Origin of the sequence: Cryobacterium sp. TMT3-29-2, assembly GCF_004564305.1 — a bacterium.
Lineage (GTDB): Bacteria > Actinomycetota > Actinomycetes > Actinomycetales > Microbacteriaceae > Cryobacterium > Cryobacterium sinapicolor.
This window is the reverse complement of record NZ_SOGK01000010.1, coordinates 116,817-131,670: the sequence shown is the minus strand read 5'-3', so window position 1 is coordinate 131,670 and position 14,854 is coordinate 116,817. Positions and strand designations below refer to the sequence as shown.

Genomic DNA, 14,854 nt, shown 5'->3' with positions numbered 1-14,854 from the left:
GCCGGTGGCGGTCAGCCGGCGACAGCCGGCCGGACGGAGAACGGCTCGAACTGGGCCTGGATCTCCTTCGTCACGAGCGCCGTGACCTGGGTGCCGGTCTCGGCGTACAAGGTGTCGAGCACAGTGCCCTGCTCGTGCAGCACCGCGATCAGGTCGCCCCGCTCATAGGGGATCAGCAACTCAAGCTTGATCGACGGCCGCGGCAGCAAATCGGAGATGGTCGCGAGCAGGTCCTCGATGCCCTCACCGGTGCGCGCCGAGACGAAGATGCCCTTCGGCCAGAGTCCACGCAGCAGGAGCCGGTCGTCGTCACCGACCAGGTCGCTCTTGTTGAAGACGACGATCTCGGGAATCTCCCGGGCGCCGACCTCGGCGATGACCTCACGCACGGTGGAGAGCTGGCTCGCCGGGTCCGGGTGCGAGCCGTCGACGACGTGCACGATGACGTCAGCGTCGGCGACCTCCTCGAGCGTCGACCGGAACGCCTCCACCAGCTGGTGGGGCAGGTTGCGCACAAACCCGACCGTGTCGGTCAGCGTGTAGAGGAGGCCGTCGGCCGTCGTCGACTTGCGCACCGTGGCGTCCAGGGTGGCGAACAGGGAGTTCTCCACCAGAACGCCGGCCCGGGTGATGCGGTTGAGCAGGCTCGACTTGCCGGCATTGGTGTAACCGACGATGGCGACGGATGGCACGGCGTTGCGCTTGCGGTTGGCCCGCTTGGCTTCGCGGGCGGGTTTCATCTCGAGGATCTGCTTGCGGAGCCGGGACATCCGGGTGTGGATGCGCCGCCGGTCCAGCTCGATTTTGGTCTCACCGGGGCCGCGCGAGCCCATGCCGGCGCCCGCGCCACCCACCTGGCCACCGGCCTGGCGGGACATCGAGTCGCCCCAGCCGCGCAGGCGGGGAAGCAGGTATTCGAGCTGGGCGAGTTCGACCTGCGCCTTACCCTCACGGCTCTTGGCGTGCTGGCTGAAGATGTCAAGGATCACGGCAGTTCGGTCGATGACCTTCACCTTGACGACATCCTCGAGGGCGCGCCGCTGGCTGGGAGCGAGCTCGGTGTCGGCGATGACGGTGTCGGCTCCCATCGCCTTGACGATGCCGGCCACCTCTTCGGCCTTGCCCTTGCCGAGGTAGGTGCTGGCGTCGGGTTTGGCCCGGCGCTGCATGAGACCGTCGAGCACGGTGGCTCCGGCGGTTTCCGCCAGCGCGGCGAGTTCGCGCATGGAATTCTCGGCATCCGCGACGGTCCCGTGCGTGTACAGGCCGATCAAGACAACGTTCTCCAGCCGCAGCTGGCGGTACTCGACCTCGGTGACGTCCTCGAGCTCGGTGGAGAGGCTGGGCACGCGGCGCAACGCGTTGCGGTCCTCGCGGTCCTGCTGGAGGCCGTCATGACCCTCGTCGTCGTGTGACGCGCCGGATTCGGCCTGCAGGGCCTGCGCTGAGCCGCTGCGGAACAGCGAGTAGCCGGAAGCCTTGCTGTCGGCGCTGGCGAGCACGCGGGCGACCACGTCGTCGGTGTCGTCGGGCAGATTTGGTTCAGTCATCCTTTTAACAATAGTTCCTCGATGCACGGTAAGTTCCCTCTATGCCTTCCGACCACTACTTCACCCCGGCACCCGACAGCACCCTGAAACTCCGTCAGGTGACCGTGCACTTGCATGGTGCGGAACACGAGCTGACCACGGCCAATGCGGTCTTCAGCCCGGAGCACATCGACACCGGCACCCAGGTGCTCCTGAACAACGCGCCGACCCCGCCGCCCGGCGGCGATTTCCTCGACCTGGGCTGCGGCTGGGGTCCGATCAGCCTGCACCTGGCCCTCGCGTCACCCCGTGCCACGATCTGGGCCGTCGACGTGAATGAGCGGGCGCTCGATCTGGTGCGGCGAAACGCCGAGAAGCTTGGCCTCACCAACGTCACGGCGGTGCTGCCCGACCAGGTGCCCGAGCACGTGACCTTCCGTACCATCTGGTCGAATCCCCCGATCCGCGTCGGCAAGACCGAACTGCACTCCCTGCTGCGCACCTGGCTGCCGCGCCTGGAACCGGGTTCGGATGCCTGGCTCGTCGTGCAGCGCAACCTCGGCTCCGATTCCCTGCAGCGCTGGCTCGACGGCGACCTGCCCGACGAATTCAGCACCGCGCGGCACGCCATCAGCAAGGGCTTCCGGGTTCTGCGGGTCCAGCGCCAGGACTAGTCGCGCCCTGGTCCGGCGTCGAACCAATTCGACGGAAATTTTGGGTCAAACACCCGTTCCTGAGCCGTGGCGCGCTGTTCAGAGCAGAATCTCCGTCGAATTCGTTCGGGACTGAACCGCGTCGCGGTCCGCGGGCGACCCCGGGCACGGCTCAGCCGAGGCGGAAGACCCCGTCGAAGACGAGGTCCGCCGGGCCCGAGAGTGAGACGTGCTCGCCGTCCTCGGTCGGGAACATGCGCACGCCGAGCGTGCCGCCGGTGACCTCGACCTGCCACTGGTTGGGTGCACCCGCGCCGGCCCAGTGCCGGGTGGCGAGGGCCGCGGCGGCCGCACCGGTGCCGCAGGAGAGGGTTTCGCCGCTACCGCGCTCGTGCACGCGCATCCGGATATGGCCGACGCCGTTCACGACCAGCGGATCGCCCGGCAACACGAACTCGACGTTCGCGCCGGCCGCCGGGTCCGGGTCGATCTGGGGCACGAAGGTGAGATCGACGCCGGCGAGCTCGTCGTCGTCGGCGAGGGCCACGACCACGTGCGGGTTGCCCACGTTGATGCCGAGGCCGGGCCGGGCCACTGCCAGGTTCTTCGCCCGAACCAGCGGTTCCCCGCCGTCCAGGCGCCACCGGCCGAGGTCGACCTGATAGCCGTTCGCGCCGCGCTGCACGTCCCGCACTCCCCCGCGGGTGCCGATGCAGAGCGTGTCGCCTCGGTCGAGCGTGGCCAGACCCTGCTCCACCAGGAACCGCGTGTACACGCGGATGCCGTTGCCGCACATCTCGGACACCGTGCCGTCGGCGTTCCAGTAGTCCATGAACCATTCGGCAGCGTCGTCCTCGGCGAGAGCGGCCGCGCCGGCGGCCAGGCTGGTCGAGCGCACGGCCCGGATGATGCCGTCGCCGCCGATGCCGAAGCGGCGGTCGCAGATCGCGCGGATCTGGCTCGGGGTGGGCTCGATCTGCCCGTCAGGGTCGGAGAAGAGCACGAAGTCGTTCCCGGTGCCGTGGCCCTTGGTGAAGTTCAGATCAATACCCATGCCGTCCAGTTTAGGAGGCCGGGTCGGTCGCCCAGTGCTCGGCCGGCTGCCCCGGGTGGCCCAGGCGGGCGATCGCCTCGTCCACCCGGCCGGGCGAGTCGGAGTCGATCCAGTGGGTGTGCGGGGAGCGCTTGAACCAGCTCACCTGCCGTCTCGCGTACCGGCGGGTGATCTGCTGCGTCTCCTGGATGGCCTCCGCCTGGCTGAGGCTGCCGGTCAGTTGCCCGAGGGCCTGGGCGTAGCCGATGGCCCGGCTGGCGGTGACACCGGTCTCGATTCCACTCGGGATCAGCCCGCGCACCTCCTCGACGAGCCCCCGGGCCCACATGCCAACCACCCGGGCGTCGAGGCGCGGGGTGAGCTGGGCGCGCTGGGCGCGGAGGCCCAGGGTGATTGCGGGCATCCAGTAGACGGGTTCGTCGGGCAGCGCGGCGGTGTGCGGCCCCCCGGTCAGCTCCACGACCTCCAGGGCGCGCACGAGGCGTCGGCCGTTGCTGGCGCCGATGCGGGACGCGGCGACCGAGTCCACGGCCTTCAGCCGGGTGTACAGCGCGCCGGGGCCCTGCTCGGTCAGCTCAGCCTCGAGGCGGGCGCGCAGCGCGGTATCCGTGCCGGGGAACCGGAAGTCATAGACCACGGCGGACACGTAGAGGCCCGAACCGCCGACCAGGATGGGCACGTTTCCGCGCGACACGATGCCGCTGATCGCGGCGCGGGCCTCCGTCTGGTAGCGCGCGACGGTGGCCTCGTCGGTGACCTGGAGCACGTCGAGCAGGTGGTGCGGGATGCCGCGGCGCTCCGGAACGGTGAGCTTGGCCGTGCCGATGTCCATGCCGCGGTAGAGCTGCATGGCGTCGGCGTTGACGATCTCAGCCGCCCGGCCGGAGGTGGTCAGGCGTTCGGCGACGTCGAGGGACAAATCGGACTTGCCGGTGCCGGTGGGGCCGACGATGACGATCAGAGTGGGGTGGGCGTCCGCCGCCTCAGAACCGGTCGCCGAGTTCACACCGGGCACCTGCCTAGCGCTCCCCGTCGGTGACGTCGTAGATCGGCGTGGTGCTGGAACCGCTCGCCGCGGGCGGACCCACGCGCGGGACGGGTAGACGCGGGTCTTGTTGGCGCGGGTCTCGTTGGCGCGGGTCTCGTTGGCGCGGGTCTCGTTGGCGCAGTGTGGGCAGGCCGAGGGACACCGAGCCGGGAGCCCCAGCCGCCCCGCCGTGGCTGGGCACACCGCAGGACTCCGCTTCGAGGCGATCCCAGGCGTCGCCGGCGATGGTGCGACGGATGCGCAGCGGCGCCCCGTCGCCCGAGTCGGCGATCAGGTGGAACGGGGCCGCCTGGGTGACCGTGACGGTGACCAGGTCGCCCGGCCGGGGTAACTCGGACCCCTCCGGCACGTCGAAATGCACGAGGCGGCTGTCGAGGGCACGGCCACTCAGCCGATGAGTGTCGGCGTCCTTGCGGCCCTCGCCGTTGGCGACGAGCAGTTCGACCTCGCGGCCGACCACGGCTTGGTTCTCTTCCCAGGAGATGCGTTCCTGCACGGCCGCGAGGCGCTCATAGCGGTCCTGCACGACATCCTTGGGCACTTGGTCAGGCATCGTCGCGGCCGGCGTTCCGGGGCGGACGGAGTACTGGAACGTGAAGGCGGTCGCGAACCGGGCCAGCTCCACGACCCGCAGGGTCTCCTGGAAGTCCTCCTCGGTCTCGCCGGGGAAGCCGACGATGATGTCGGTGCTGATCGCCGCGTGCGGCATCTGGGCGCGCACCCGGTCGAGGATGCCGAGGAACCGCGCCGAACGGTAGGAGCGGCGCATGGACTTGAGGATGCGGTCTGACCCGGACTGCAGGGGCATGTGCAGCTGGGGCATGACCGACGGCGTCTCGGCCATGGCGTCGATCACGTCGTCGGTGAAGGCCGCCGGGTGCGGGCTGGTGAAACGGATGCGTTCCAAGCCCTCGATCGTGCCGGCCGCGCGCAGCAGCTTGCCGAACGCGAGGCGGTCGCCGAACTCGACCCCGTAGGAGTTGACGTTCTGGCCGAGCAGGGTGACCTCGATGGCCCCGTCGTCGACGAGAGCCTGGATTTCGGCGAGGATCTCGCCGGGGCGGCGGTCCTTTTCCTTGCCGCGGAGGGCGGGCACGATGCAAAACGTGCAGGTGTTGTTGCAGCCGACGGAGATGGAGACCCAGCCGCTGTAGCTCGAGTCCCGCTTGGTGGGGAGGGTCGAGGGGAAGGTCTCGAGGGAGTCGAGGATTTCCAGCTGGGCTTCACCGTTGTGCCGGGCGCGTTCGAGCATGCTCGGCAGGGAGCCCATGTTGTGCGTGCCGAAGACGACGTCGACCCACGGCGCCTTCTCGAGGATGACGTCCTTGTCCTTCTGGGCCAGGCAGCCGCCGACGGCGATCTGCATGCCGTCGTGGCGGCGCTTGACCGAGGCCAGTTGCCCGAGATTGCCGTAGAGCTTGTTGTCCGCGTTCTCGCGCACGGCACAGGTGTTCAGCACGACGATGTCGGCTTCCTCGCCGTCGGCCGGCACGTAGCCGGCCGCTTCGAGCGACCCGCTGAGCCGTTCGGAGTCGTGCACGTTCATCTGGCAGCCGAAGGTGCGCACCTCATAGGTGCGAGAGCGGCCCTGCGCGTCGTGCGCGGCCTCGCTCGGAGCGATCAGAGTCGGTGCGCTCAGGGCGGCGGTAAGGAGCTCCGAGGCGCGCAGGGCCGACTGCTGCGGGTTCAGCGTCTCGGCGCCGGACAATGGGGACATAGCGGTGCTGCGGGTCATAGTGGATACCAGCTTACGCGTGGCACCTCCGAAACCGGGCCGGGTTGCCCCGGCCCGCTTCCTACTGGAACCGCACCCGGGATGGAGAGCCGCCGCGGGAGGCCAGGGCGGCCTTCACCGCCACGCGAACGATGGACGAGGAATACCCCTTGCGCATCAGGAACGCATTGAGCCGGCGGTCGATGGTCTGGTCGTCGAGCCGCCCGAGCTGCCCCACCCGCTTGACGGCGATTTCGATGGCCCGTTCCGTCTCGTCCTCGGGCATCTCGTCGAGCTTCGACAGGATGAGATCCTGATCGAGTCCGCGGCGGCGCATCTCGGCCTGCACGCTGGAGCGCCCCAGCCCCTTACGCTCGTGGTGGCTGTGCACGATCTGATCGGCGAGACGGCCCTCGTCGATGTACGACAGCTCGGTGAAGCGCTCGATGATCTCTTCGATCTCGTGCTCGGCGACCTCCGTGCCGGCCAGCACCGTGCGTGCCTCGGACGCCGATAGGCTGCGGCCGCGCAGACGCTGCCGCAGCACCCCTTCGGCATGCTCGCGATCATCAGCGGCACGGGCAACCAGGCTCTCGGGGGTCTCGTCCGGGGCCTCGTCCTCGGTCTCGCCGTCGGTCTCGTCATCGCCCTCGGCGAACCTCTCGACGCCGAACTCCTCATCGCCGGCCCCGGTCGGTGCCGCCGGAGCGCCGCCGCCGAGGTACGTGACCGGAGCCAGTCGCTCGGCGGCGATGAGATTCGCCTCGGCCTCGGCAGCGGCGGGCTCGACTGCCCGTGCCGCGGCGGTGCCGCGTGCCGCGCTCTTGCGGCGTGCCGCACTCAGCGACGCGACCTTGTCGGTCGGCTCGGGGTGGACCATGCGTTACGCCCCCTTGCGTGCGGCGAGCTTGGCCTGGAGGGACTCGGCCTTCGCCGCGGCCGTTTCCTTGGCTGCCGCCGCGGTCACCAGGGCCGCCGCGGCGTCGATTGCCGCCTGAGCCTTCTTGGCCGCCGCACCCTCGGGGCTGATCCCGAGCTTGAAGAGGATCTTCTTTTCGATCTCGTTGGCCATCTCCGCTTCGCGCAGCAGGAAATTGCGCGAGTTCTCCTTGCCCTGGCCCAGCTGGTCGCCGTCGTAGGTGTACCAGGCGCCGGACTTTTTGACGATGCCGTGTTCGACACCGAAGTCGATCAGGCTGCCCTCGCGGGAGATGCCGATCCCGTAGATGATGTCGAATTCCGCCTGCTTGAAAGGCGGCGCCATCTTGTTCTTGACGACCTTCACCCTGGTGCGGTTTCCGACGGCCTCGGTGCCGTCTTTCAGGGTCTCGATGCGACGGATGTCGAGGCGCACCGACGCGTAAAACTTGAGCGCCTTGCCGCCGGCGGTGGTCTCGGGACTGCCGAAGAAGACGCCGATCTTCTCGCGCAGCTGGTTGATGAAGATCATGGTGGTGTTGGTCTGGCTGAGCCCGCCGGTGAGCTTGCGCAGGGCCTGGGACATCAGCCGGGCCTGGAGGCCGACGTGGGAGTCGCCCATCTCGCCCTCGATCTCGGCGCGGGGTACCAGCGCGGCGACGGAGTCGATCACGATCAGGTCGATGGACCCGCTTCGCACGAGCATGTCGGCGATCTCCAGTGCCTGCTCGCCCGTGTCGGGCTGGGAGACGAGGAGGGCGTCGATGTCGACACCGAGCTTGCGGGCATATTCGGGGTCCAGCGCGTGTTCGGCGTCGATGAACGCGGCGATGCCGCCGTTCTTTTGGGCGTTGGCGATGGCGTGCAGGGTGAGGGTGGTCTTTCCCGAGGACTCCGGGCCGTAGATCTCCACGATGCGGCCGCGGGGCAGGCCGCCTATGCCGAGGGCCACGTCCAGCGCGATGGATCCCGTGGAGATCGTTTCGACGGGGGCGCGTTCGTCGCTGCCCAAACGCATGATCGAACCCTTGCCGAACTGGCGGTCGATGGCCGCGAGGGCGGTGTCGAGTGCCTTTTCGCGATCTGCTGTTGATGCCATGAGTGGTCTCCTTCGGTCGTGCGTTTCGGCGCCTATAGGCTGTCGCATGCGGCTACCGGGAAGACCCCGACACCCGCGTTCAACAAGGCATGTGCTCTCTGTCGATGACAAAACCCGACTGTACGCGGCACGTCCGACACAGGCCGGAACGGACAACGGCAGTGGATAAGCCGTCTTCGACTCCTGCTGTGGAGGAGCATATCAAAATGCGAACACGCATTCGAGGATCTCCGGTATTCCAGGGCGTGTCGGTCGACAGCTAGCTGCGCGCGGCGGGGAGACCGGCGCCGTACCAGCGGGCCTTCGGGACATCCGTCTCGGCGCAGAGGGCCAGCCAGACGTCGCGCGCCGAAGCACCGCCGGCCAGAGCCTGGTCGGCGGTGCATCCGAACGGAGTCAGGATGAGATCGTGAGTGAGGACTCGGCCGTAGCCGTCGCCGAACTCGTCACTCAGGGCCTGACGGAACTCACTCAGTCGCATGGGGTGGGACTAGCGCACCATCATGCCGTCGTAGTTGGCCACGAGTTCGTCGGGAACAGTGTCGGGGAACCTGTCGATTCCCTCGATGATGGCCAGACGATCGCCGACTTCCCGCATGATGACCGAGATCGGGGTCTCCAAAGCCTCTGCAACGGAAGCCAGAATCTCAGAAGACGCTTCCTTCTGGCCACGCTCCACCTCGCTCAGATATCCCAGGGCCACGCTGGCCTTGCTGGCTACCTGACGGAGTGTGCGCCCTTTCTGCAGGCGGAAGTCCCTGAGCACATCGCCGATTTCCTGTCGAACAAGAATCATCGGAACCTCCTTCTCGTACTGATTAAGTATTGCTCATCAAGTACTGCTTGATACTTTTGGCGCCCACTCGACCGGGTGGCTTCGTGTGTTGGATCGCAAGAGTACTACAACCTCGAACACCCTGACACTACCGATAACGACTGGGCTTTTCTTGTGAATACGCTCGGTGTAACCGAGGATTTCGGGGAACTATTCCACCGAGTCACGGGCTAACAGCTGCCACACAGCTTCGACGGCCGCGGCCACCGAAGCCGCTCGAATGGCGGCCCTGTCGCCGTGCAGCCGGAGCGGGATGACCGACGCCGCTCCCCCGTGGGCGAGCCCGAGGAACACGGTTCCCGGCTCCTGGCCGCCCTGGCCGTCTGGACCTGCCACACCCGTCGTGGCGACACCGATGTCCGCGGGCCTGCCGTCGACGGCCAGCCGCAGGCGCACACCCTCGGCCATCTGCCGGGCGACCTGCGGATGCACCGGGCCGTGCTCCGTGAGCAGGGCCGCGTCGACGCCGAGGAGGGTGTGTTTCAGCGCGGTCTGGTAGGCCACCACTCCCCCGTTGACGACGACGGATGCGCCGGGGATGCGGATGAGTTCGGCGGCCAGGGCGCCGCCGGTCAGGGACTCGGCCACGGCGATGGTGAGCCCGCGGCGGGTGAGCTCCGCGATGACGCGCGCCGTGGCAGGCGTCACACCGGCCATGTCGGCGGCCACCGGATCAGCCACGGTCGGGTTGGAGACGGTTCTCGCGGCGCGCGGCGATGAGGTAGTCGAGGCCGGTGACGACGGTGACGATGAGAGCGAGGGCCATCGCAGTCCAGTTGACCCAGTAGATCCAGTCGCCGAACAGCAGCCAGAGCGGCACGAGGGCGAGGGAGATCGCCACGGACTGCAGCACGGTCTTGAGTTTGCCACCCCGCGAGGCGGGGATGACGCGGTCCTTCAGCATGACGAAACGGAACACCGTGATGCCGATCTCGCGCACGAGGATGACGATGGTCACCCACCACCACAGCTCGCCCAGGATGGAGAGGCAGACCAGGGCTCCACCGGTGAGCACCTTGTCGGCGATCGGATCGAGGATCTTGCCCAGATCGGTGACCAGGTTGTGGCGGCGGGCGATGGCCCCGTCGATCCCGTCGGTGGCGATGGCCACGATGAACAGCGCGGCCGCCCACCAGCGAAGCGCGCCGTCCTGGCCGGCGTCGGCGAGGAGCATCCAGATGAAGAGCGGGGCGAGCAGGATGCGCACGACCGTGATCAGGTTCGGGAGATTCCAGTTGCTGGGCCGGGCGACCGGCGTGGATGGTGTGGCCATGGGTCAGTCCCTGTCGGTCAGTTGCCAGGCGTCTTCATCGGGGGATGCGTCTTCTTCAGGGTACCCCTCCGACATTTTGGCCACCGGGTCGTCGGCATATCGTGGATCGGGCGGGCCAGGTGTGTGCTGCGCGGCGGACTGATGGGCAGCGGAGGCCTGCGCGCTGGCGGTGGCGGCGTGATGTTCGGCGTCGGAGCCGCGCAGCAGGGCCAGCACACCGGGCAGCTGCTCCACGGAGACGAGCACGTCTCGTGCCTTCGATCCCTCGGAGGGTCCAACGATTTCGCGGGACTCGAGCAGGTCCATCAGGCGACCTGCCTTGGCGAAGCCGACCCTGAGCTTGCGCTGCAGCATCGAGGTGGACCCGAATTGGGTCGACACGACCAGTTCCGCAGCGGCGAGGAGCACCTCGAGATCGTCTCCGATGTCGGAGTCGATCTCTTTGCGGGGGGCGACCATGGAGACATCCGGCCGGTAGTCGGGGCGGGCCTGCAGGGTGACGTGTTTGACGACGCGTTCGATTTCGGCCTCGTTCACCCAGGCGCCCTGCACGCGGATGGCCTTGGAGGCTCCCATCGGCAGGAAGAGGGCATCGCCCTGACCGATCAACTTGTCGGCACCCGGCTGGTCGAGGATGACCCGGGAGTCGGTGACGCTGGTCACGGCGAAGGCGAGGCGGGAGGGCACGTTGGCCTTGATCAGACCTGTCACGACATCGACGCTGGGGCGCTGGGTGGCGAGCACGAGGTGGATGCCCGAGGCGCGGGCCAGCTGGGTGATGCGCACGATCGAGTCTTCGACGTCGCGCGGGGCCACCATCATCAGGTCGGCGAGCTCGTCGACGACGACCAGAAGGTAGGGATACGGCTTGAGGCTGCGCAGGCTGCCGGCCGGGAGCACGATCTCGTTGCTGACGACGGCCTTGTTGAAGTCGTCGATGTGGCGGAATCCGAAGCTGGCCAGGTCGTCGTAACGCATGTCCATCTCCTTCACCACCCACTGCAGCGCCTCGGCGGCTTTTTTCGGGCTGGTGATGATGGGCGTGATCAGGTGCGGAACCCCGGCGTAGGCAGCCAGCTCGACCCGCTTCGGGTCGATCAGCACCATGCGCACGTCGCTCGGCTTGGCCCGCATGAGCAGGCTCGTGATCATGGAGTTGACGAAGCTGGACTTGCCGGATCCGGTGGAACCGGCGACCAGAAGGTGAGGCATCTTGGCGAGGTTGGCGAGCACGAAACCACCGCCGACGTCCTTCCCGACGCCGATGGTCATCGGGTGGGTGCTGTTCGAAGCCGCCGGGGAGCGGAGCACGTCACCGAGGGTGACGATTTCGCGGTCGGTGTTCGGGATCTCGATGCCGATCGCGCTCTTGCCCGGGATGGGCGACAGGATGCGCACCTCGTTGGAGGCGACGGCGTAGGAGAGGTTCTTACTCAGCGCGGTGACCCGTTCCACCTTGACGCCGGGGCCGAGCTGGATTTCGTATTGGGTGACCGTGGGGCCGCGGGAGAACCCGGTGACCTTCGCGTCGACCTGGAACTGGCTCAGCACCTCGGTGATGGACTTGACGATCTCGTCGTTGGCCGCCGAGCGGGCCTTGGCCGGCGGGCCCTTGGTGAGGGTCGTGTCCGAGGGCAGCAGGTAGGGTGCGGCGGGCTGGTCCGAGGCCGGCGACGCGGGGGGTACGAGGGACAGCGGCGCGTCGGTCGACCCGGCGGCGCCACCGGCCGCGGCCCCGTCGAGCTCGTCGAAGCCGGGCAGCACCTCGGTCAGGCCGGTCTGGTCGTCGGCCAGGAGGCCGGTCGAGGAGCCCTTCGGCAGGTCGATCGCGCCCGTGAAGCGTTTGAGGGCGTCTTCGGCCCGGAGTAGCTCTTCAAGGACCTCGGTGCCGTAGTGGTCCACGGTGGGGCCCGGGGGCGTCGGCGTCGTCTCGAGGGCGGTGTCGAAGCTGCCACGTTTGTCGCCGCCGAGCAGGGTGTGCAGCGGGTCGGCGCCGTGCGGGCCCGCGGTGCTCGGGTCGTCGGACAGCGCCCTGGCTCCGCTCGGGCTGAGCGGCCCGGCGAAGTCGGGGTCCTCCTCGCGCTTGCTGGTGTTGCGCCGCCACCAGGGCAGCACCCCGGGATCATCGGCGTCGTCGTCGACTCCGTCGAGTTCGACCTGCACGGCCTTCTCGTGCTTGGCGTCCCTGGCGGCGGCGCGCTCCTCCGGATCGGGCAGTTGGGCGCCGAACAGCCAGGCGTAGAGCTCGCGGCTGCGTTCGCCGATGCGGTTGGGCGGGGTCTTGGTGATGATGAAGAGGCTCAGGGTGAGCAACAGGATGACGACGATGGTGGCGCCGATCGACGTGGTCAGGTAGATCAGGGGCGCGGCGATCATCCAGCCGATGACGCCGCCCGCCAGCGCGAGGGTCTCCATGCCGTCGCTGGGGGCAGGCTGGCCGCCGAAGATGTGGCAGAGACCCGACACTGAGACGAGCAACACGGACAGTCCGATGCCGATGCGGCCGTTGTCATGCACTGAACTGGGCTTGCGGAACAGCCAGAGCGCGAAGAGCAGCATGATCACGGGCAGGGCGAACGCGACGCGCCCGAACCAGCCACCGAAGGTCCAGGCGTCGAGGGTCTGGGCGACGGCGTTGTTGATCAGGAACCACTCGATCACGGCGCCGGCGATCGACAGCAGCACGAGGAAGAAGGGCAGTCCGTCACGGCGCTCCTCCTTGGAGAGCTTCTCCGGGCCGAGGGCTCGGGCGGCGGCGCCGGTGACGTGGGCCAGGGCCATCCAGGACCGGACGAACAGGCTCGGCTTGACCTCCACCGCGGTGAACTTGACCGTCTTCTGGGCACTGGTACGGGCGGCGGGCTTCCGCGCCGGGGTGCCGCGCGCAGGCGTGCCGCGGGCACGACCGTTCGACTTAGTGCTCGTAGCCATGCGACTACGGTACTTCGAACCCCCGACATTGGGGTGCAGGCACGCCAAAACGCCTGCGGGCGGCGATCACCGGCGAGGAGCCGGAATCGATCGGATGCGCGGCATCCGTCGCCCCGACCGGATCAGGCCTCGATCACCAGGGGAACGATCATCGGGCGGCGGCGGAAGGCGGTGTTCACCCAGCGGCCGACCGTGCGACGCACGATCTGCTGTAGGGCGAACGGGTCGCGCACCCCGTGTTCGGCGGCCTCGGCCAGGGCCGCGGCGATCTTCGGGCGCACGGCGTCGAATACGGAGTCGTCTTCGGCGAAGCCCTTCGCGTGGATCTCCGGCCCGACGATCACCTTGCCGGTGGCGGCGTCGACCACGATGATGATCGAGATGAACCCCTCCTCGGCGAGGGTGCGGCGGTCCTTGAGGTCGGCCTCGGTGATCTCGCCGACGGTGGAGCCGTCGACGTAGACGTAGCCGAGGTCGAGCTGGCCGACCTTGGTGGCCACGCCGTCCTTGAGGTCGATGACGGTGCCGTCCTCGGCCAGGAGCACGTTTCCCTCGGGCACACCGGTCTGCATCGCGAGCTTCGCGTTGGCGACCAGGTGCCGGTATTCGCCGTGCACGGGCAGCACGTTCTTCGGTTTCAGGATGTTGTAGCAGTAGGTCAGTTCCCCGGCGGCGGCGTGCCCGGAGACGTGCACCTTCGCGTTGCCCTTGTGCACGACCGCGGCACCGAGCTTGGTCAGGCCGTCGATGATGCGGTAGACCGCGTTCTCGTTGCCGGGGATCAGGCTGGAAGCCAGGATGACGGTGTCGCCGGGACCGACCTCGATTTGATGGTCCTGGTTCACCATCCGGCTGAGCACGGCCATCGGCTCACCCTGTGATCCCGTCGACATGTAGACGATCTTGTCACCCGCGATGTTGCCGGCCTTCTTGAAGTCGACCAGCACGCCCTCCGGCACCCGCAGGTGGCCGAGGTCCGCGGCGATGGTCATGTTGCGCACCATCGAGCGGCCCAGGAGTGCGACCCGGCGTCCGTTCGCGTGGGCGGCGTCGAGTACCTGCTGCACCCGGTGCACGTGGCTGGAGAAGCTGGCCACGATCACCCGCCGCGGAGCCCGGGCGATGACATCGTCGAGCACGGGGCCGATGGAGCGTTCCGTGGGGGTGAAGCCGGGGACATCCGCGTTGGTGGAATCGACCAGGAACAGGTCGACGCCCTCAGTGCCGAGGCGCGCGAATTCGCGCAGGTCGGTGAGGCGGTCATCGAGCGGCAGTTGGTCCATCTTGAAGTCGCCGGTGTGCAGCACCGTGCCGCCGACGGTCTTGATGGCCACGGCCAGGGCGTCGGGGATGGAGTGGTTCACGGCGACGAATTCGAGGTTGAACGGGCCAAGCCGTTCCTTCTGGCCTTCCCGGACCTGCAGCGTGTACGGGGTGATCTTATGTTCCTTGAGCTTCGCCTCGATGAAGGCGAGGGTCAGGCCCGAACCGATCAGCGGGATGTCCGCGCGCAGCTTCAAGAGGTAGGGGACGGCACCGATGTGGTCCTCGTGGCCGTGCGTGAGCACGACCGCGAGGATGTCGTCGAGGCGGTCCCGGATGGGGCTGAAGTCGGGCAGGATCAGGTCGACGCCCGGCTGGTGCTCCTCGGGGAACAGCACCCCGCAGTCGACGATCAGCAGCTTCCCGTCGATCTCGAACGTGGTCATGTTGCGGCCGATTTCGCCCAGGCCACCGATCGGCGTGATGCGGAGGGTTCCCGCCGCGAGCGGGGCCGGGTCGTACACGTCGATGGGCACA

At 68.2% G+C, this 14,854-nt stretch carries 13 protein-coding genes; 1 reads left to right on the top strand and 12 read right to left on the bottom strand.

Translation table 11 applies throughout. The annotated features are described in order from the left end of the window. Window positions 1-11: 11 nt before the first annotated feature. On the bottom strand, window positions 12-1,550 hold the full coding sequence (hflX, locus tag E3O67_RS01260) for a GTPase HflX (RefSeq protein WP_135101510.1): 1,539 nt from the start codon (window positions 1,548-1,550) through the stop codon (window positions 12-14). Between the two features lie 41 nt (window positions 1,551-1,591). On the opposite strand from hflX, the gene E3O67_RS01255 reads away from it, so the two are divergent. Next, window positions 1,592-2,203 carry a class I SAM-dependent methyltransferase gene (locus tag E3O67_RS01255; RefSeq protein WP_134426944.1) on the top strand — a complete coding sequence of 204 codons (612 nt, stop codon included), beginning with the start codon at window positions 1,592-1,594 and terminating at the stop codon, window positions 2,201-2,203. Window positions 2,204-2,354: 151 nt separating this feature from the next. Here the strand turns inward: E3O67_RS01255 and dapF are convergent, their stop codons facing one another. From dapF to E3O67_RS01195, 11 genes are all read right to left on the bottom strand, one after another. Further along, window positions 2,355-3,236: a diaminopimelate epimerase gene (dapF, locus tag E3O67_RS01250; RefSeq protein ID WP_134426946.1), complete on the bottom strand. Its 882-nt coding sequence runs from the start codon at window positions 3,234-3,236 to the stop codon at window positions 2,355-2,357. 10 nt (window positions 3,237-3,246) lie between these two features. Further along, complete coding sequence (gene miaA, locus E3O67_RS01245; RefSeq protein ID WP_241979103.1) at window positions 3,247-4,242, bottom strand: tRNA (adenosine(37)-N6)-dimethylallyltransferase MiaA; 996 nt, start codon at window positions 4,240-4,242, stop codon at window positions 3,247-3,249. A gap of 13 nt (window positions 4,243-4,255) precedes the next feature. After that, the gene (gene miaB, locus E3O67_RS01240; RefSeq protein ID WP_241981910.1) at window positions 4,256-6,019 is read right to left on the bottom strand and encodes a tRNA (N6-isopentenyl adenosine(37)-C2)-methylthiotransferase MiaB; all 1,764 of its coding nucleotides are present in this window, start codon (window positions 6,017-6,019) and stop codon (window positions 4,256-4,258) included. A 61-nt stretch (window positions 6,020-6,080) separates the two neighbouring features. Further along, entirely contained in the window at window positions 6,081-6,878 is a 798-nt protein-coding gene (locus tag E3O67_RS01235) for a regulatory protein RecX (RefSeq protein ID WP_135101508.1), read from the bottom strand. Window positions 6,879-6,881: 3 nt separating this feature from the next. Continuing rightward, window positions 6,882-8,015, bottom strand: coding sequence for a recombinase RecA (gene recA / locus E3O67_RS01225; RefSeq protein ID WP_134426949.1), 1,134 nt, complete (start codon window positions 8,013-8,015; stop codon window positions 6,882-6,884). 259 nt (window positions 8,016-8,274) lie between these two features. Beyond that, window positions 8,275-8,496, bottom strand: coding sequence for a DUF3046 domain-containing protein (locus E3O67_RS01220; RefSeq protein ID WP_135101506.1), 222 nt, complete (start codon window positions 8,494-8,496; stop codon window positions 8,275-8,277). Window positions 8,497-8,505: 9 nt separating this feature from the next. Next, a complete protein-coding gene (locus E3O67_RS01215; RefSeq protein ID WP_134426953.1) occupies window positions 8,506-8,811 on the bottom strand; it encodes a helix-turn-helix domain-containing protein in 306 nt (101 codons plus the stop codon). Window positions 8,812-9,000: 189 nt separating this feature from the next. After that, complete coding sequence (locus E3O67_RS01210) at window positions 9,001-9,507, bottom strand: CinA family protein (RefSeq protein WP_134427166.1); 507 nt, start codon at window positions 9,505-9,507, stop codon at window positions 9,001-9,003. Window positions 9,508-9,523: 16 nt separating this feature from the next. Continuing rightward, complete coding sequence (pgsA, locus tag E3O67_RS01205; RefSeq protein ID WP_135101504.1) at window positions 9,524-10,123, bottom strand: CDP-diacylglycerol--glycerol-3-phosphate 3-phosphatidyltransferase; 600 nt, start codon at window positions 10,121-10,123, stop codon at window positions 9,524-9,526. A gap of 3 nt (window positions 10,124-10,126) precedes the next feature. Continuing rightward, window positions 10,127-13,054, bottom strand: coding sequence for a DNA translocase FtsK (locus E3O67_RS01200; RefSeq protein WP_135101502.1), 2,928 nt, complete (start codon window positions 13,052-13,054; stop codon window positions 10,127-10,129). A 122-nt stretch (window positions 13,055-13,176) separates the two neighbouring features. Beyond that, entirely contained in the window at window positions 13,177-14,853 is a 1,677-nt protein-coding gene (locus E3O67_RS01195; protein ID WP_166786884.1) for a ribonuclease J, read from the bottom strand. Window position 14,854 lies beyond the last annotated feature (1 nt).

What these genes read in the sequence shown, in the direction of transcription:
- E3O67_RS01220 (WP_135101506.1), bottom strand. Translation starts at nt 8,496, where the DNA reads ATGCGACTGAGTGAGTTCCGTCAGGCCCTGAGTGACGAGTTCGGCGAC.
- E3O67_RS01200 (WP_135101502.1), bottom strand. Translation starts at nt 13,054, where the DNA reads ATGGCTACGAGCACTAAGTCGAACGGTCGTGCCCGCGGCACGCCTGCG.
- E3O67_RS01255 (WP_134426944.1), top strand. Translation starts at nt 1,592, where the DNA reads ATGCCTTCCGACCACTACTTCACCCCGGCACCCGACAGCACCCTGAAA.
- E3O67_RS01210 (WP_134427166.1), bottom strand. Translation starts at nt 9,507, where the DNA reads ATGGCCGGTGTGACGCCTGCCACGGCGCGCGTCATCGCGGAGCTCACC.
- dapF (WP_134426946.1), bottom strand. Translation starts at nt 3,236, where the DNA reads ATGGGTATTGATCTGAACTTCACCAAGGGCCACGGCACCGGGAACGAC.
- miaB (WP_241981910.1), bottom strand. Translation starts at nt 6,019, where the DNA reads ATGACCCGCAGCACCGCTATGTCCCCATTGTCCGGCGCCGAGACGCTG.
- E3O67_RS01235 (WP_135101508.1), bottom strand. Translation starts at nt 6,878, where the DNA reads ATGGTCCACCCCGAGCCGACCGACAAGGTCGCGTCGCTGAGTGCGGCA.
- hflX (WP_135101510.1), bottom strand. Translation starts at nt 1,550, where the DNA reads ATGACTGAACCAAATCTGCCCGACGACACCGACGACGTGGTCGCCCGC.
- recA (WP_134426949.1), bottom strand. Translation starts at nt 8,015, where the DNA reads ATGGCATCAACAGCAGATCGCGAAAAGGCACTCGACACCGCCCTCGCG.
- pgsA (WP_135101504.1), bottom strand. Translation starts at nt 10,123, where the DNA reads ATGGCCACACCATCCACGCCGGTCGCCCGGCCCAGCAACTGGAATCTC.
- E3O67_RS01215 (WP_134426953.1), bottom strand. Translation starts at nt 8,811, where the DNA reads ATGATTCTTGTTCGACAGGAAATCGGCGATGTGCTCAGGGACTTCCGC.